Origin of the sequence: Stenotrophomonas sp. FR024 (genome assembly GCF_047500745.2) — a bacterium.
In the GTDB taxonomy this organism is placed as follows: Bacteria; Pseudomonadota; Gammaproteobacteria; order Xanthomonadales; family Xanthomonadaceae; genus Stenotrophomonas; species Stenotrophomonas maltophilia_A.
Genome location: NZ_JAXAXM020000006.1, coordinates 78106 through 92270 on the forward strand (window position 1 = coordinate 78106; position 14165 = coordinate 92270).

Below are 14165 nucleotides of genomic sequence, written 5' to 3' on the forward strand. Positions count from 1 at the left end.
GTGTGCCGACCAACGGTCGGCACCCACCGGAGCAGAAAAAACGCCGCCCATTGGGCGGCGTTTTCATCTGTGAAATCCGGTAGTCGCCAACCTTGGTTGGCGCTCTGACATCTTCCGAACGATGACATCGCATGGCCGACCAAGGTCGGCATCTACCAAAGCAGATCCAGCGCGCATTCCCGGTAGTCGCCAACCTTGGTTGGCGCGCGGTCGCAACGATCAGCGTTCGACGATCGCCACTACGCCCATGCCGCCGGCGGTGCAGATCGACACCAGCGCGCGGCCACCGCCGCGTTCGGCCAGCTGCTTGGCTGCGGTGGCGATGACGCGTGCGCCAGTCGCCGCGAACGGGTGGCCAGTGGCCAGCGACGAGCCCAGCAGGTTGATCTTGTCCGGGTCGATGCGACCCAGCGGTGCATCCAGGCCCAGGCGATTGCGGCAGTAATCCTCGCTCTCCCACGCACGCAGGGTGCACAGCACCTGCGCGGCAAAAGCTTCGTGGATCTCGTAGATGTCGAAGTCCTGCAGGGTCAGGCCGTTGCGCTTGAGCATCTCCGGCACGGCCACGGTCGGCGCCATCAGCAGGCCTTCGCCATGCACGAAGTCCACCGCCGAGACGTGCGCGTCACGCAGATAGGCCTGCGGCTCATGGCCGTGGGGGGGGGGCGCGCGCCCACTCTTCGCTGGCCAGCAGCACGGCGGCGGCGCCGTCGGTCAGCGGCGTGGAGTTGGCGGCGGTGAGCGTGCCGCGGCCGGAGACCTTGTCGAACGCCGGCTTCAGCGTGGCCAGCTTCTCCAGCGAAGTATCAGGGCGCAGGATGTTGTCACGCTCGACACCACGGAACGGTGCGATCAGGTCGTTGAAGAAACCGCGCTCATAGGCAGCAGCCAGCTTCTTGTGCGACGACACCGCCCACTCGTCCTGCGAGTCACGCGAGATGTTCCATTCCTTGGCCATGTCCTCGCAGTGGTCACCCATGCTCTTGCCGGTGCGCGGCTCGGCCACGCCCGGGAATTCGGGCTTGAGCTCGGAGAACTTGAAGCCAGCGGTGAGCGCGCGGATCTTGTCGCCGGTGCTCTTGGCACGGTTGGCGGCCAGCAGGCGCGCGCGCAGCTTCTTGCCGTAGACGATCGGCACGTCGGAGGTTGTGTCCGAACCGCCACCGATACCCGATTCGATCTGGCCCAGCGCGATCTTGTTGGCAACCGTGATGATGCTGTCCAGCGAGGTGCCGCAGGCGCGCTGCAGGGTGATGCCCGGGGTCAACGGCGACAGGCCAGAAGAGAGCGTGGCTTCGCGGCCCAGGTTCCAGTCGCTGGAGTGCTTGATCACCGCACCCATCGCCACTTCACCCAGCTGCTGGCCGTGCAGGCCGAAACGTTCGACCAGCGCGCCCAGCGTACGGACCGACATGCCAAGGTTGCCGACATCCGAATACGCGGTGTTCTGGCGGCAGAACGGAATGCGGACGCCACCGAGGATGGCGACGGGACGAGCGTTGGGCATGGAGATACCTGGCATGGATGAGGGTGTCTGCAACATGGCCTGCACGACGGAGCAGGCATAATGGAGCCAAGTGTAGCTGCCGCCCTGTGATGGGCCAACCGTGGAACCATGAGCAAACCCGACCCCGCGATGAATGCCCTTGGCGTGCTGGCCCTGGAACTGGCCGGCGGCGAAATCCCCCGCCAGGCGGTGCTCAGCGCCGAACAGGCCGGTGAACTGGCCGATCGCGTCGGCCGCGACCTGTCCAAGCTGGTGCCGCAGGTGGCCGAGCTGGACTTGGTGTTCGCCGCCGCCCATTTCGACCCGGCCGAAGTGCTGCGCCCGGGCTGGCCGATCCATCGCCGCCTGGAAGAACTGCAGATGCGTGCGCCGGGCCGTAACCAGGGCCCGCGCCTGCTGGCCTTCGGTACCGATGCCAACGGTGACGTGCCGCTGCCGTTCCAGGCCGATGCCAGCCTGGTGGGCGGTGGCCTGCGCGTGGTGCCGTTCCTGCTGACCGGCAGCGACGTGGCGACGACCAATGCGGTGGCCGAGGCGCTGGAAGACACGCTGCTGGCCAACGGCATGGCGCATGCCGATACCGCGTTGATGGCGCAGAACACCTTCGGTGCCCGCATCGAGCATGCGCGCTATTTCACCGTGAATGATCTGGCCGCGATGATGTCGATGCAGTACGACAATCAGGGCCTGGCCGCGCTGTGGCCGCTGATCGAGACCGCGATCATGGCCCCGGGCGAGGACGAATGGCTCAACGCCGCGCCCGAGCCGCTGCTGCGCTACACGCACGGCGAGGCACGCATGGCGCTGTTCGATCCGGCCGGCTGGTGCGCGCACTACAACCACGGCAAGAACGACTGCGACCGCCTGAAGGGCATCTACGAGCAGTTCCTGATGCGCCAGCGGCAGATGGCCGCGGTGCTGGAAGCGCACGGCGTGCCGGTGCTGTTCGTGCACTGCGAGGCCGGTCAGGACGCGCGCGAGTTGCTGGCGCGCTGATGCGGGTGTTGGTAGTGCCGGCCGCTGGCCGGCGACCTCCGGATCTGCGATTGCCGGCCAGCGGCCGGCACTACCGATAAAGAAAAAACGCCGGCTTGCGCCGGCGTTTTCTGATGGCTTACTGCGCCTTCTGGATCACTGCGCAGGCCAGGCGCGCACCGGCGTTGCCGGTCGGCTGGGTCTTGTAGTCATCCGCATCGGCATGGACGATCAGGCCGCGGCCGATGATGTCGAAGTCATCGCCCTTGCCGATGTTGACGTTGCTCGACACCGGGCCGTCGATGGTGGCCACGCCCTTGTCGTCGGCCTTGATGTTGGGCATGTCGCCACCGTGGTGCGGATCGGCGGACACGCTGCCGTGATCCTGCTTGCCCGGGTTGAAGTGGCCACCGGCGCTCATGCCGTCCGGCGCGCTGCAGTCGCCCTTCTCGTGGATGTGGAAGCCGTGCTCGCTGCCCGGCTTCAGGCCGCTGATCTGACCGGTCACGTGGACCTTGCCGTCAACCACCTTGAAGGTGACGCTGCCCTTGGTCTCGTTGCCCTGGGTCGGCGCCAGCTCGGCCGTGGCCGAGGCATCGGCAGCCGGTGCAGGTGCTGCGGCCGGTTCGGCGGTGGCGCCGTCGGCCGGAGCGGCCGGCGCGGTTTCAGCCTGCGGCGCGGCCGGCTGCTGGTTGCAGGCCGCCAGGCCCAGTGCAGCAATGGCTGCGAACAGCGAAGTGTGGATCAAACGCATGGAATCTCTCCCTGGATGATGCCTGCAGTGATCAGCGGACAACCCGGATCACGCCACAGGCGATGCGGACGCCGGCATTGCCGGCGGGCTGGCTGCGATAGTCGTCGGCGTTGGCATGCACGACCAGTGCACGTCCGGCGATATCGGTGGCGGCGCCTCCGCCAAGGGTAACGCCCTTGAGGTGGATATCGACGTTGGCGCGGCCCTGGGCGTCGGCACGCAGATTGTCCATGTCGCCCAGGTGGTGCTTGCCGGTGCCGGCGCGGCCATGCGCAGCGCCACCGGGATTGAAGTGATTGCCGGCACTGCTGGCATCCACCGCGCTGCAGTCGCCGCGCTCGTGGATGTGGAAGCCGGCCTGCTGCATCGGCTGCAGGCCACCGATCAGCCCGGTGATGTGGATGCCACCGGGCTCCACCATCAGCGCGATGCGGCCACTGACGATGCTGGCCGAGGCCGGCGACAGATTGGCCTCGGCCTGCTTGGCGGCGCTGACCACGGTCGGCGGTGGCGGGGTGGGTTCGGCCTTCTTCGGTGCGCTGCCACAGGCAGACAGCAGCACGGCGGCGGACAACGGCAGGATGGCAAAGGACAGACGCATCGAAGACTCCTTGCAGGTGACACTACGGACGGCATCGTCCATGAACGATCAACGGTTCGGCAAGCGGGCGCGAGGATCGCGTGCAGGGACCGTTCAATGGCCCCCGCGACGGCGCCCGGCGCCCAGCTTGCGGGTAAGGGTATTGCGGCCAAGGCCCAGGCGGGCCGCGGCTTCGGCACGGCGGCCATGGGTGATCTGCAGCGCGGCCTCCAGCAGGGCATGGTCGACCCGCTCACGCACCTGCGCGTGCAGCCCTTCCACGCCTTCGGCCAGCTGACGGCGTGCCCATTCGGCCAGCAGTGCCTCCCACTGCCCCGGATCGGCGTTGGTGGTGCTGCTGCGACGACCGCGCGTACGGTTGAGCGCGGTATCGACGTCGGCCACGCCAATGGTGTCAGCGGCGGCCAGCGCCGCCATCCGCCAGCACACGTTTTCCAGTTCGCGCACGTTGCCCGGCCAGTCGTGTTCGCGCAGCGCCTGCAGTGCGGCAGCGGTCAGGCGCTTCGGCGGCGTATCCAGCTTGCGTGCGGCGGCGGCCAGGAAGGTGCTGGCCAGTTGCGCGATGTCCTCGCGACGCTCGCGCAGCGGTGGCAGCTGCAGACGCACCACATCCAGGCGATGCAGCAGATCGGCACGGAACTTCCCCTGCGCGACCAGGCCTTCCAGATCCTGGTGGGTGGCGGCAATCACCCGCACGTCGACGCGGATCAACTCGCGGCCGCCGACGCGGAAGAACTCGCCCTGTGCCAGCACGCGCAACAGACGGGTCTGCAGCGGCAACGGCATATCGCCTATTTCATCGAGGAACAGCGTGCCGCCGTTGGCCTGCTCGAAGCGACCGGTATGGCGACGCTGGGCGCCGGTGAAGGCGCCGGCTTCGTGGCCGAACAACTCGCTTTCCAGCAGCTCGGACGGGATTGCAGCAGTATTGAGCGCGACGAACGGCCCCTGCGCGCGCGGCGATTCGCGATGCAGCGCATTGGCCACCAGCTCCTTGCCGGTGCCGGTTTCGCCGGTGATCAGCACCGCCAGCGGCGCCTGCGCCAGGCGGCCGATGGCACGGAACAGCGCGCGCATCGGCGGGGTATCGCCCACCAGTTGCGGTGGCTGGTCGCCATGCGCTTCCGCCGCAGGTGTGGGCGCCGCCAGTGCCGGTGCAACGGCCGGCAGCACACGCTGCGCCAGCGCCACGGCGTCGTCCAGATCGAACGGCTTGGACAGGAATTCATGCGCGCCACCGCGGAACGCACCGGCCGTGCTGGCCACGTCGGTGTAGGCCGACATCACCACCACCGGCAGCTGCGGCAGCGTGGCCTTGAGCTTGTCCAACAGCACCAGGCCATCGTCACCCGGCATGCGCACATCGGTGAACAGCAGCGCCGGCGGCGGGCCTTCGCTCAACGCCTGCAGGGCGGGAGCGGCGCTGTCGAAATCGACGACCTGGTAGCCCGCCTCGCGCAGCGCGGTGCACAGCACGAAACGCACGGCCCGATCGTCATCGACCACCCAGATGCGCTGCGGGGACGAAAAAGACTCAGACATCGCGCGGGGCCTCCTCGGCCGGGGCGGCGCCGCTGATGATCGGCAGCAGCAGGGTGAACACGGTATGGCCCGGGCGCGAGCGGTAGGTCAGCGTGCCGCGATGCTCGCGCGCGACCTGCTGGGCCAGTGCCAGGCCCAGCCCGGTACCCTCGGCGCGACCACTGACCAGCGGCAGGAACAGATGCTCGGCCAGCTCCTCGGGCACGCCACGGCCGTCGTCGGCAATCTCCAGGCGCAGCGCCAGCGTGTGCAGCTGCTCGGCGATGCGTACACCGTGTTCTACGCGGGTACGCAGGGTGATGTTGCCGGCGCCGGCCTGGATCGCGTTGCGCACCAGGTTCCACACCGCCTGGGTGAGACGGTCGGCGTCGCCGTGGAATTCGGGAATGCTGGGGTCGTAGTCGCGCTGCAGGCGTACCGCCCAGCCGGCCTCGTTCTCGGCCAGGCGCAGCACGCGTTCCAGCGCGGCGTGGATGTTCAGCTCGGCATGCGGTGCAGCCGGGGCCGGCGACAGCAGCTGGTCGAGCAGGCCGTTGAGGCGTTCGATCTCCGAGCCGATCAGCTCGATCAGCTCGCGTTCGCTGGCATCGCGCTGGGCCGCGCGGCGGGCCAGCAGCTGGGCCGCGCCCTTCAGCCCGGCCAGTGGGTTGCGCAGCTCGTGGGCCAGTCCCTTCAGCGCCGCACTGAGCGCGCTGGGCAGGGCCTGGGTCGGGTCGAGCCCGGGGAATTCATCGACCGGATGCGCCTCCAGCAGCCAGCCGCCATCGTCGCGGCGGCTCATCCAGCCCTCGGCGAAGCGCGGCGCCTCGCCGGGCACCGCCAGCGCCAACCGGTTCAGGCGCAGGCTGTCGCGCTCATCGCGGGCCAGGAAATGGGCCAGTGCCTCGCCCTGCACTTCCAGTGCGGCCAGCGGCCGCCCCAGCAGGCGCCGGACGCTGACGCCCAGCCAGCGGGCGAAGGCCGGGTTGCAGCCGGCAATGCAGCCATCGGCCCCGGCCCAGGCCAACGGCGTGCCCAGGGCATCGAGGGACGGCGGGGGTGCGGGGTCGGACATTGCACCAATGTAGTGCAAAACGCGGGTCCGGGGTCGGATCCCTTTCCGTCAGGAAAGGGCCCTGACCCCTCAGGCCGAATGCGTCGTACGTGGTCGCATAACCCAATTTCCGCAGGCACACGGGATTGCCACACTGCTCCCAGCGTCAATCTTCTGAGCGATCCACCCCATGCGAACCGCCCCCTACCCCGCTCCCGGCGAGATCCTGTTGCATGAATTCCTGGAGCCTCTGGGCATCACCCAATACCGGCTGGCCAAGGCAATTGGCGTCTCACAACGCCATATCGGCGAGATCGTCTCCGGCGATCGCGCAGTCACTGCGGACACCGGGCTTCGCCTATCCCGCTACTTTGGCGTTTCCGACAAGTTCTGAATCGGCCTGCAGGCCGACTTCGATGCCGCGATGACCAAGGAAAAGCTGGCCGACGTGCTTGCCCGGATCGAACCCTACAACGCGGCTGCCTGAGCCTTGGCCCGGGGGCAGAGCCCTTTCCCTGCGGAAAGGGACCCGAGCCCGGGCGGGCAGCGTTACACCGGGTAGCCGGTGGCTTCCCGGGCCTTCTTCCAGGCGCTTTCGAATTCGCGCGCGCTGATCTCGTCGTCTTCGTCGAAATCCAGGAACGACACCGGCTGGTCGGCCAGCAGGAAGCGGTCATCGCTGTGGGCATGCTCGTCGGCCCAGACCATCTTGGTGCCGTAGATCTCCACCTGGCGCACGATCTTCTCGCCACGGGCTTCCATCAGCACGTTGCCCTTGCCCAGGCCCGATTCGGCCCAGTGCTTGTAGTACTTCTTCGCGGCGGATTTCGCGCCGGGTTTTGCGTTGTGCTTTGCGTAGGTCATTGCAGAGGTCCTGGCCGCAGGCGCGGCCGGAAAGTTCGAAAAGGCCGCCGCGATGTGGTTCGCGGCACTGCCACAATTATCACCCAGTACGACGACCACCGCACTTTGAAGTGGCCATTTCCAAAACTCAGCTGGCTTTGGTCTCGGCCGCTAACCGACGGACAGAGGTGGCAGCCGCAGACACTAGTCCGCAACTGCAATGAAGTGGCCACTTCCCTTTAGCCCACGAAAGTCTCGGATCAAGTGCGTCTTGCCCGGCTTCGGATCGTGAACGACGAGCTCGTCCCTGCCTGCATCGAGGACAACCCAATGCCATCTCCGGCCCGACTGATAAGGATTAACTTTTACAATTGCATGTCGATCAATGGCCCGCCATGATCTGAAGCTCACGCGCTTGGTCGCGATACTGAACTGCGCCAGCATCTGCGCGATGTCAGTATGCGTAGTGAAGAAGCTGGTGCCTTTTGCCTTTCCCGGTAGCGTCCTGAATGCCTCAAGCGCTTCCTCATAGGAAACGCGCGCCAGCATGGCAACACACGCTATGCCGCAATCACCGTTGTTCCAGTCACGTTGGTGTACACGCCTCAGTGCGCTCATTGCTTAAGCTCCAATGGATGAGTAATGATTGATCAGGCATCACGGTCTCTGAGCCGGCAAGGCCACGCCCTTCGGCCACAGCATCCAGATGTTGCCCTTCTGCTTCATGTCGCCGGCCAGCTTGCCTGCGGCATCGCCACTGCCCCAGTACAGGTCCGCGCGTACTTCACCGGCAATCGCGCCGCCGGTGTCCTGTGCGGCCACCGGGCGCACCACCGGGCTGCCGTCCGGGCGCGTGGTGGACAGCCACAGCAGGCTGCCCAGCGGCACCACGCTGCGATCCACCGCCACGCTGTAACCAGCGGTGAGCGGCACGTTCAGTGAACCACGCGGGCCTTCCGGGCTGTCCGGGTTGCGCACGAAGAACACGTAGCTGGGGTTGCTGCGCAGCAGTTCCGGCACGCGCGCGGGATTGGCCCGGGCCCAGGCGCGGATCGCATCCATGGTGACGTCTTCCTTCTTCAGCTGACCCTGGTCGACCAGCCAGCGACCGATCGCGCGGTAGGGGTGGCCGTTCTGTTCTGCATAGGCCAGCCGCACCTGCGTGCCATCGGGCAGGCGCACCCGGCCCGACCCCTGGATCTGCAGCAGCTGCAGGTCCATCGGGTCGGTCAGCCAGGCAAGTACCGGCGCCTTGGCGCCCTTGGCCGCGATGGTGCCGGCGTCGTCGTAGGGCTTGAGCACCTTGCCCTCGACGCGCCCGCGCAGGCGCTTGCCCTTCAATTCCGGGTAGACGCTGTCCAGCTGCACCACCACCAGATCATCGGGCGTGCCGTACACCGGTACGGTGGCAGCAGCCGTGCGGGTGAGGCTGCCGGCGTAGATCGGCTCGTAGTAGCCGGTAATCAGCCCGTCGGCCTGGTGGCCGCCGGCACGCAATGCATAGACATCCAAATCGCGCTGCAGGAACTGGCGGATCGCCGCCGGGTCCTTGTCCGAAACCGTCGCGGCGGTGGCGCAGGGTTTGGCCCAGACCGCATCGCTCTTCAGGCGGGCGCAGCTGCTGCGCCAGGCGACGAAACCGGCCTGCAGGTCGCTGTCGGAGACCGGTGGCAGTGCACTCCATGCGGCCTTGGCATAGGTGGCAGCGGGCGGCGTGACCGGCGTCGGCACTTCGGTTCCGGTGCGGGGAGCGGTGGTGGAGCAGCCGGCGAGCACAGCCAGCGCAACAAGGCCCAAGCTCGTGCGGTTCAGGGGGGCAATGATGTCTTTCATTGCCCCAATGTAGAGGAAACAGCACGGTGCCGGACGCGCCGGGTGCCCGGCACCACGCTCTCCCTTCAGCGTGCGCCACTGCCCAGCAGGCCACTGTTGCTGGTGGCGAACACCGGCGGCGGTACGTCCAGCTCGGCATCGTTCACGATGCGACCCGCCAGGAAGTCGACGATGCTGCGGGCAATGGCAGGATTGCCGGTCCACAGCTCGTGGTGATGGCTGGCGTTGCGCACCAGCAGCGAGCGGCCATGGCTGAAGCCTGGACGCAGCGCATCGGCATTGGCCGGTGGCGTGCGCCCATCCAGCGTGCCGCTGATGAACAGCACCGGCACGTCGCTGCGCAGCGGCCCGCGGAAGGATTCGCCCAGATCGGCCAGACCCAGGCCGTTGCCGATGGCGGGGAACGGGAAGTTCAGGGCGTCGCCGAACAGGCTTTCGCGTGCCTGCGCCTCCACCCGCGCCAGGCGCTGCGGGCTCTGCCCGGAAGCCACGTCCATGGCCAGCCCCATCGCCGGGTACTGGGCGAACTGTGCGCGCACGATCAGCACCAGATCGGCCAGCGGGTCGTAGTTGCCGCGCTCGGCCTCGCGGAGTATCAACGGCAGCCACTGCTGGGTATGCCGCTGGCCAAGAGCATTGGCAATCAGGATCTGCGCATCGAATTCACCGATGGTCACCTGGCGACCGTCATGCATGCGGCTGCGACCCTGTCGCGGCTGCTCACGCAATGCCTGCAGCACGCGCTTTGCCGATCCGGCCAGATCGTAGAAGCCGTCCCTGCGGGCCAGTGGCGTCAGTTCCTGTAGCAGCGCATCGCTGCTGAGCGGCAGCTTCAGTGTGTCATCGGGGCCTTCGGTGCCCATCAGCACGACGCGTTCCAGATCTTTGCCGTGCAGGCGCACCGTCGCAAGCGCCAGGTGGGTGCCGTAGCTCATGCCCCACAAGCTGATCCTGGGCACACCCAGTGCGCGCCGCAGATCATCCAGGTCATCGGCACTCTCGGCGGTCGTATAGGCGCCCAGATCGACGCCAGCCTGACGCCAGAATTCCACGCACTTGGCAGCCGTCGCCTGCAATGCGGCCAGGGCCGCATCGCGCTGCAGTGGTTGGCCATCGTCGAAGCGGGTTTCATGCGGACACTCCGGCGGTGGTTCAGACAGACCGGCACCTCGCTGGTCGAGCAGCAGCACGTCGGCTTCGCGTCGGACCTGGTCGAACACCGGCCAGCGCGGGCCGCGCGCGGTATCGATGCCGGAACCACCCGGGCCACCGGCCAGATAAACCACGGGGGCGCTGCGGCCATTGCCACCGGTTGCACGCAGGCGTACCACCTTCAGCCCCATGCGCGGTCCGTCCGGCTCGCTGTGTCGGCGCGGCACCTCCAGCACGGCGATCTCTGCAGGGATGGCGCCATGTGCTCTGGTCTGCAGCGTGTACGGCTCGAACACCAATGCCCTAGGCGTGGCCTGCGCCGGCATGGCCGCAGCGAGCGCCAGGCAGAACGTAGCCACCGTGGCGACCAGGGCAGAGCGACGAGGATGGAGACTGCTGGACGATGTGCAGGCGTTGCGGCTCATGGTGGGCTCCAAAGGAGGGACGTGCGCGGTCAGCATCGGCTCGATCACAGGGCTGTGGGGGCACCCGCCTGCCGAACGTCTCCAAAAGGCGGTCCAATGGCTCCACGCAACCGATACGATGGCCGCCATGCAGATCCCACGTACCCTGGCTGTTCTTGCTCTGCTGCTTGCGGCGGTGGCCGCATGGCTGGTCGTGTCGACGCCACCCGCCGGCGTGGTGTTCGTGCAGGGGGCGCAGATGGCACCTGCGGACGCCGGGGCATCCAGCCCCCTGCCTGCGCGGCCGCCGCAGGACCTGGCCTGGCGTCCGCTGGATCAGCAGCTGCTGGCGCAGTGGCGCGGCCCGTACTGGCTGCGCTGGCAGGTGCCGGCGCCAACCGGCACCGACGATCATGACCGCACGTTGCGGCTGTCGCTGCGCGCTGCCAGCCAGCTGTACTGGAACGGCACGCCCTGGATCAGCAATGGCGTCGTGGGCCGCACCGCTGAAGAAGAACAACCAGGACGCATCGACCTTGTCCACGTGCTTCCCCCCGCTTCTGGCAATGCCACCGATGAGCTGGTCGTGCTTGCATCCAGCCAGCGACAACATTTCACCCTGCATGGCGCCGACGCGATGGCACTGATCGCGCCCGCAGCTGTGCTGTATGGCCAGATCATCCTGCCATGGCTGGTTGCGGCCTTCGCCATCGGCGCACTGGCGGCAGCCAGCCTGTATTTCCTGGCGGTACTGCGTGGCCAGACCCGCACGCCCGGCGCTCGCCTTCTGCTGGCACTGGGCGTGGTGGGACTGGCGTTGCCTGCAGTGGAAGCGTGGCGCTCCCTGCTGGGGTATGACTACCCGTGGCATGTCCCGCGCCTGATTGCACTGCTGGCATTGCACGTAGCCGCGGCCATGCTCCTGCCAGCCTATCTGGCGCGGCGATTCCAGGTGGCGGTTCCGCGTGCCGGGTGCTTCGTCTATCTGTCCGTGATCGCGGTGCTCGCCATCGTCCTGCCTGGCTTTGACACCCGCTCGGCGGCAGTGCTCTTGTTGAGCCTGCTCGCTTCGGCATCGCTGCTGCTGCGTGCGCGCGGCGACACAGAGGATAGATGGCCGATCCTGGCATTGCTGCTAGCCGGTCTGCTGGCGTTGCTGGTCGCGCGCGGCGCCTTCCTTGATGGGCCGTACTTCCTGCTGCTGGCGGTGCTGATGGTGTTCCTGCTGCTGCGTCATGCGGCACAGCTGCAGGCACTGGACCGGCACAATGCGTTGCTGCGTGAAGAGCGCGCACGGCTTTCATTGCAGCTGTTGCAGCGAGGCATCCAGCCACATTGGCTCATGAACACCCTCACAAGTCTGCAGGAACTGATCGAGCAGGCACCTTCGCGTGCCAGCCGCCTGGTGGAGTCATTGGCCGATCAGTTCGATCGGCTGCGTGACAGCAGCAGCCGGCAGAGCATTCCGTTGCAGGACGAGCTGGCCCTGTGCCGCAGCCATCTGGACATCGTTGGCCAGGCACTGGGCCAGCCCCTGGTGCTGGACGTGGATGGCGAGGATGCGCCGCTGTTGCTGCCACCCGGCATCCTGCATGCACAGGTGGAAAACGCACTGACGCACGCCGGTGCGCTGGCATGCGCGCAGCACCCGTTCCGTCTGCGCGTGCAGCGCGGCGGTGGACGTTGGGTGCTGGAACTGCACAGCGCGCACGGCTCGTCCTCGCATCGCGGTCGCGGCACGGGCACGCGCTACATCGAAGCCAGTCTGGCGGCCGCCAGCCCCGGCGGATGGAGCTTCGTGCAAGGCATCGACGGCAACCAATGGTGCGGACGGATCGAACTGACATGCGCATCCTGATCGTTGAAGACGAACCGCTGGTACGCCAACGCCTGCAGCGGCTGTGCGCCGAGCTGGCAGGCACGCGCGCACGCTTCGATGCCGTGGCCGATCTGGAGGCAGCCGGCGACCGCCTGCAGCGCAATGTCTACGACGGCCTGCTGCTGGACCTCAACCTTGGGGGCGAGGACGGTTTCGAACTGCTGCGGCGTGCGGTAGCCGGCCGCTACCAGTGCGTAGTGGTGTCGGCCCACCGTGATCGTGCGCTGCAGGCATTTGAACACGGCGTGCTCGACTTCGTTCCCAAGCCCTTTGCGCGCGAACGCCTTGGTCAGGCGCTGGAACGCTTGTTCGATACCAGCGGTATGCGTTCAGGCCGGGCACGCTACCTGGGCATCTGGCGTGCGCAGGGAACGGCAACCGTCGAGCTCTCGGAGGTGATGTGGATCGCGGCAGATGGCGACTACAGCCAGGTGCGCATGCGCGATGGCCGCAGCGAGCTGCATGACAAACCCCTGACTGCACTGGCCTCAGTACTGCCTCAGGATTTCGTCCGCTGCCATCGATCGCACCTGGTCAACCTGCGGCACGTGCGTACGTTGCATGCTGGTTCCGGCAGCCGCTACTGGCTGGTGCTGAGCGACGGTAGCGAGCTGGTTGTTGGCCGCGCGCACATCGTGGCGCTACGCGATGCGCTGGGTCTGGGGTGATCGCCAGAGGATGCCAGGCATGGTCTGGCACTGCCGGGGAGCGGGAACGGCATGGAGATGCCTGCGCTGCGAACGCGCCAGGCATGGTTCACGGCGTCTGCAGCAGCAGGGAATGCAGGATGCGGGCGTCTTCGGCATCCAGTGTCTTCGGCAGGTCGTCGCGGCCACGGAAACGGCGGTGGAAGGCTGCGACGGTGGCGTCCCGGTTGTCGAGCGGATAGCCAAAGCGGGCCAGCGCACTCCACGCGTCAAAGCCTTCCGGTGCCGCACCGTCGGCCGCGCGCGGCCAGACGCCGAAACCGGCCTCGGCCAGCTGCTGCCACGGGAAGAACCGGCTCGGATCCTGCTTGCGCGTCGGCGCCAGGTCGGCGTGGCCAATCACCTGCCGCGGCGGAATGTTCAGGCGGGCGGTGAGATCGCGCAGCAGCACAATCAGCGATTCGATCTGCGCCGCACTGAACGGGCTGCGGCCATCGTTGTCGAGCTCGATGCCGATCGATGCCGAGTTGAGGTCGGTGATGGTGCCCCAACGCCCGGCGCCGGCGTGCCAGGCGCGGCGCTCATCGGCAACCAGCTGATAGCGATGGCCATCGGCACCGATCAGGTAGTGCGCGCTGACCGGTCCACCGCTGTTGGCCGTGCGCAACGTACGCAGGCTCTGCTGCACCGATTTCTGTTCGGTGTGGTGAATGACGATGATGACGGGCGTGCGCGCGTTCTGGTTGGGTGACGGCACCCAGGTGGCGAGCGGGTTGTGGGTTTCCTGCGGCGCGGAGGCACAGGCGGCCAGCAGCAGGCAGGCCGAGAGCATCAGGGCGGTGCGGATCGGGTGCATGGCCCGATTGTGCGCGATCAGGCGCGATGATGCATGCCGCCGTGCCGAGCAAGCTTGGCACCCACCAGAGAGGATGCGGTAGATCCACGCCATGCGTGGATGGTCTACCCGCTGTGGCGCCCCACCGGCGGCCCCCCCC

General features: G+C 67.3%; 13 protein-coding genes and 1 pseudogene. 4 read left to right on the forward strand and 10 right to left on the reverse strand.

Annotation, left to right across the window (positions count from 1 at the left end; genetic code table 11):
- Positions 1 to 219: 219 nt before the first annotated feature.
- Positions 220 to 1522, reverse strand: a pseudogene (locus ACMZ91_RS08820) (acetyl-CoA C-acetyltransferase).
- 93 nt (positions 1523 to 1615) lie between these two features.
- On the opposite strand from ACMZ91_RS08820, the gene ACMZ91_RS08825 reads away from it, so the two are divergent.
- On the forward strand, positions 1616 to 2503 hold the full coding sequence (locus tag ACMZ91_RS08825; protein ID WP_049423143.1) for a hypothetical protein: 888 nt from the start codon (positions 1616 to 1618) through the stop codon (positions 2501 to 2503).
- A 118-nt stretch (positions 2504 to 2621) separates the two neighbouring features.
- Here ACMZ91_RS08825 and ACMZ91_RS08830 read toward each other — a convergent pair whose 3' ends face one another.
- From ACMZ91_RS08830 to ACMZ91_RS08845, 4 genes are all read right to left on the reverse strand, one after another.
- Complete coding sequence (locus ACMZ91_RS08830) at positions 2622 to 3236, reverse strand: superoxide dismutase family protein (RefSeq protein ID WP_049462224.1); 615 nt, start codon at positions 3234 to 3236, stop codon at positions 2622 to 2624.
- A gap of 31 nt (positions 3237 to 3267) precedes the next feature.
- Complete coding sequence (locus ACMZ91_RS08835) at positions 3268 to 3837, reverse strand: superoxide dismutase family protein (protein WP_014035519.1); 570 nt, start codon at positions 3835 to 3837, stop codon at positions 3268 to 3270.
- Between the two features lie 93 nt (positions 3838 to 3930).
- A complete protein-coding gene (gene ntrC / locus ACMZ91_RS08840; RefSeq protein ID WP_414578384.1) occupies positions 3931 to 5379 on the reverse strand; it encodes a nitrogen regulation protein NR(I) in 1449 nt (482 codons plus the stop codon).
- The gene (locus tag ACMZ91_RS08845) at positions 5372 to 6433 is read right to left on the reverse strand and encodes a two-component system sensor histidine kinase NtrB (RefSeq protein ID WP_032130157.1); all 1062 of its coding nucleotides are present in this window, start codon (positions 6431 to 6433) and stop codon (positions 5372 to 5374) included. Before ACMZ91_RS08845 ends, ntrC begins: the two co-directional genes overlap by 8 nt.
- Positions 6434 to 6602: 169 nt before the next feature.
- Between ACMZ91_RS08845 and ACMZ91_RS08850 the strand changes: the two genes are divergently transcribed.
- Positions 6603 to 6806 (forward strand): HigA family addiction module antitoxin, encoded by a 204-nt coding sequence (locus ACMZ91_RS08850; protein WP_414578382.1) that lies wholly within the window; start codon positions 6603 to 6605, stop codon positions 6804 to 6806.
- 155 nt (positions 6807 to 6961) lie between these two features.
- Here ACMZ91_RS08850 and ACMZ91_RS08855 read toward each other — a convergent pair whose 3' ends face one another.
- From ACMZ91_RS08855 to ACMZ91_RS08870, 4 genes are all read right to left on the reverse strand, one after another.
- Positions 6962 to 7276: a hypothetical protein gene (locus tag ACMZ91_RS08855; RefSeq protein WP_032130155.1), complete on the reverse strand. Its 315-nt coding sequence runs from the start codon at positions 7274 to 7276 to the stop codon at positions 6962 to 6964.
- A 183-nt stretch (positions 7277 to 7459) separates the two neighbouring features.
- The gene (locus ACMZ91_RS08860; protein ID WP_081352330.1) at positions 7460 to 7873 is read right to left on the reverse strand and encodes a cysteine peptidase family C39 domain-containing protein; all 414 of its coding nucleotides are present in this window, start codon (positions 7871 to 7873) and stop codon (positions 7460 to 7462) included.
- A gap of 39 nt (positions 7874 to 7912) precedes the next feature.
- Positions 7913 to 9088, reverse strand: a complete 1176-nt coding sequence (mltA, locus tag ACMZ91_RS08865) for a murein transglycosylase A (RefSeq protein ID WP_414578379.1) — start codon at positions 9086 to 9088, stop codon at positions 7913 to 7915.
- Positions 9089 to 9153: 65 nt separating this feature from the next.
- Positions 9154 to 10665, reverse strand: a complete 1512-nt coding sequence (locus ACMZ91_RS08870; RefSeq protein WP_414578377.1) for an alpha/beta fold hydrolase — start codon at positions 10663 to 10665, stop codon at positions 9154 to 9156.
- Positions 10666 to 10792: 127 nt separating this feature from the next.
- Here ACMZ91_RS08870 and ACMZ91_RS08875 point away from each other — a divergent pair, with 127 nt between their 5' ends.
- The gene (locus tag ACMZ91_RS08875; protein ID WP_182267012.1) at positions 10793 to 12502 is read left to right on the forward strand and encodes a histidine kinase; all 1710 of its coding nucleotides are present in this window, start codon (positions 10793 to 10795) and stop codon (positions 12500 to 12502) included.
- Positions 12490 to 13191: a LytR/AlgR family response regulator transcription factor gene (locus tag ACMZ91_RS08880; protein ID WP_132808735.1), complete on the forward strand. Its 702-nt coding sequence runs from the start codon at positions 12490 to 12492 to the stop codon at positions 13189 to 13191. The genes ACMZ91_RS08875 and ACMZ91_RS08880 overlap by 13 nt, the downstream gene beginning before the upstream one ends.
- 88 nt (positions 13192 to 13279) lie before the next feature.
- Here ACMZ91_RS08880 and ACMZ91_RS08885 read toward each other — a convergent pair whose 3' ends face one another.
- Entirely contained in the window at positions 13280 to 14026 is a 747-nt protein-coding gene (locus ACMZ91_RS08885; protein ID WP_049462230.1) for an N-acetylmuramoyl-L-alanine amidase, read from the reverse strand.
- Between the last annotated feature and the right edge of the window lie 139 nt (positions 14027 to 14165).

Coding starts and splice junctions, on each gene's coding strand:
- ACMZ91_RS08825 (WP_049423143.1), top strand. CDS start 1,616: ATGAGCAAACCCGACCCCGCGATGAATGCCCTTGGCGTGCTGGCCCTG.
- ACMZ91_RS08830 (WP_049462224.1), bottom strand. CDS start 3,236: ATGCGTTTGATCCACACTTCGCTGTTCGCAGCCATTGCTGCACTGGGC.
- ACMZ91_RS08835 (WP_014035519.1), bottom strand. CDS start 3,837: ATGCGTCTGTCCTTTGCCATCCTGCCGTTGTCCGCCGCCGTGCTGCTG.
- ntrC (WP_414578384.1), bottom strand. CDS start 5,379: ATGTCTGAGTCTTTTTCGTCCCCGCAGCGCATCTGGGTGGTCGATGAC.
- ACMZ91_RS08845 (WP_032130157.1), bottom strand. CDS start 6,433: ATGTCCGACCCCGCACCCCCGCCGTCCCTCGATGCCCTGGGCACGCCG.
- ACMZ91_RS08850 (WP_414578382.1), top strand. CDS start 6,603: ATGCGAACCGCCCCCTACCCCGCTCCCGGCGAGATCCTGTTGCATGAA.
- ACMZ91_RS08855 (WP_032130155.1), bottom strand. CDS start 7,276: ATGACCTACGCAAAGCACAACGCAAAACCCGGCGCGAAATCCGCCGCG.
- ACMZ91_RS08860 (WP_081352330.1), bottom strand. CDS start 7,873: ATGAGCGCACTGAGGCGTGTACACCAACGTGACTGGAACAACGGTGAT.
- mltA (WP_414578379.1), bottom strand. CDS start 9,088: ATGAAAGACATCATTGCCCCCCTGAACCGCACGAGCTTGGGCCTTGTT.
- ACMZ91_RS08870 (WP_414578377.1), bottom strand. CDS start 10,665: ATGAGCCGCAACGCCTGCACATCGTCCAGCAGTCTCCATCCTCGTCGC.
- ACMZ91_RS08875 (WP_182267012.1), top strand. CDS start 10,793: ATGCAGATCCCACGTACCCTGGCTGTTCTTGCTCTGCTGCTTGCGGCG.
- ACMZ91_RS08880 (WP_132808735.1), top strand. CDS start 12,490: ATGCGCATCCTGATCGTTGAAGACGAACCGCTGGTACGCCAACGCCTG.
- ACMZ91_RS08885 (WP_049462230.1), bottom strand. CDS start 14,026: ATGCACCCGATCCGCACCGCCCTGATGCTCTCGGCCTGCCTGCTGCTG.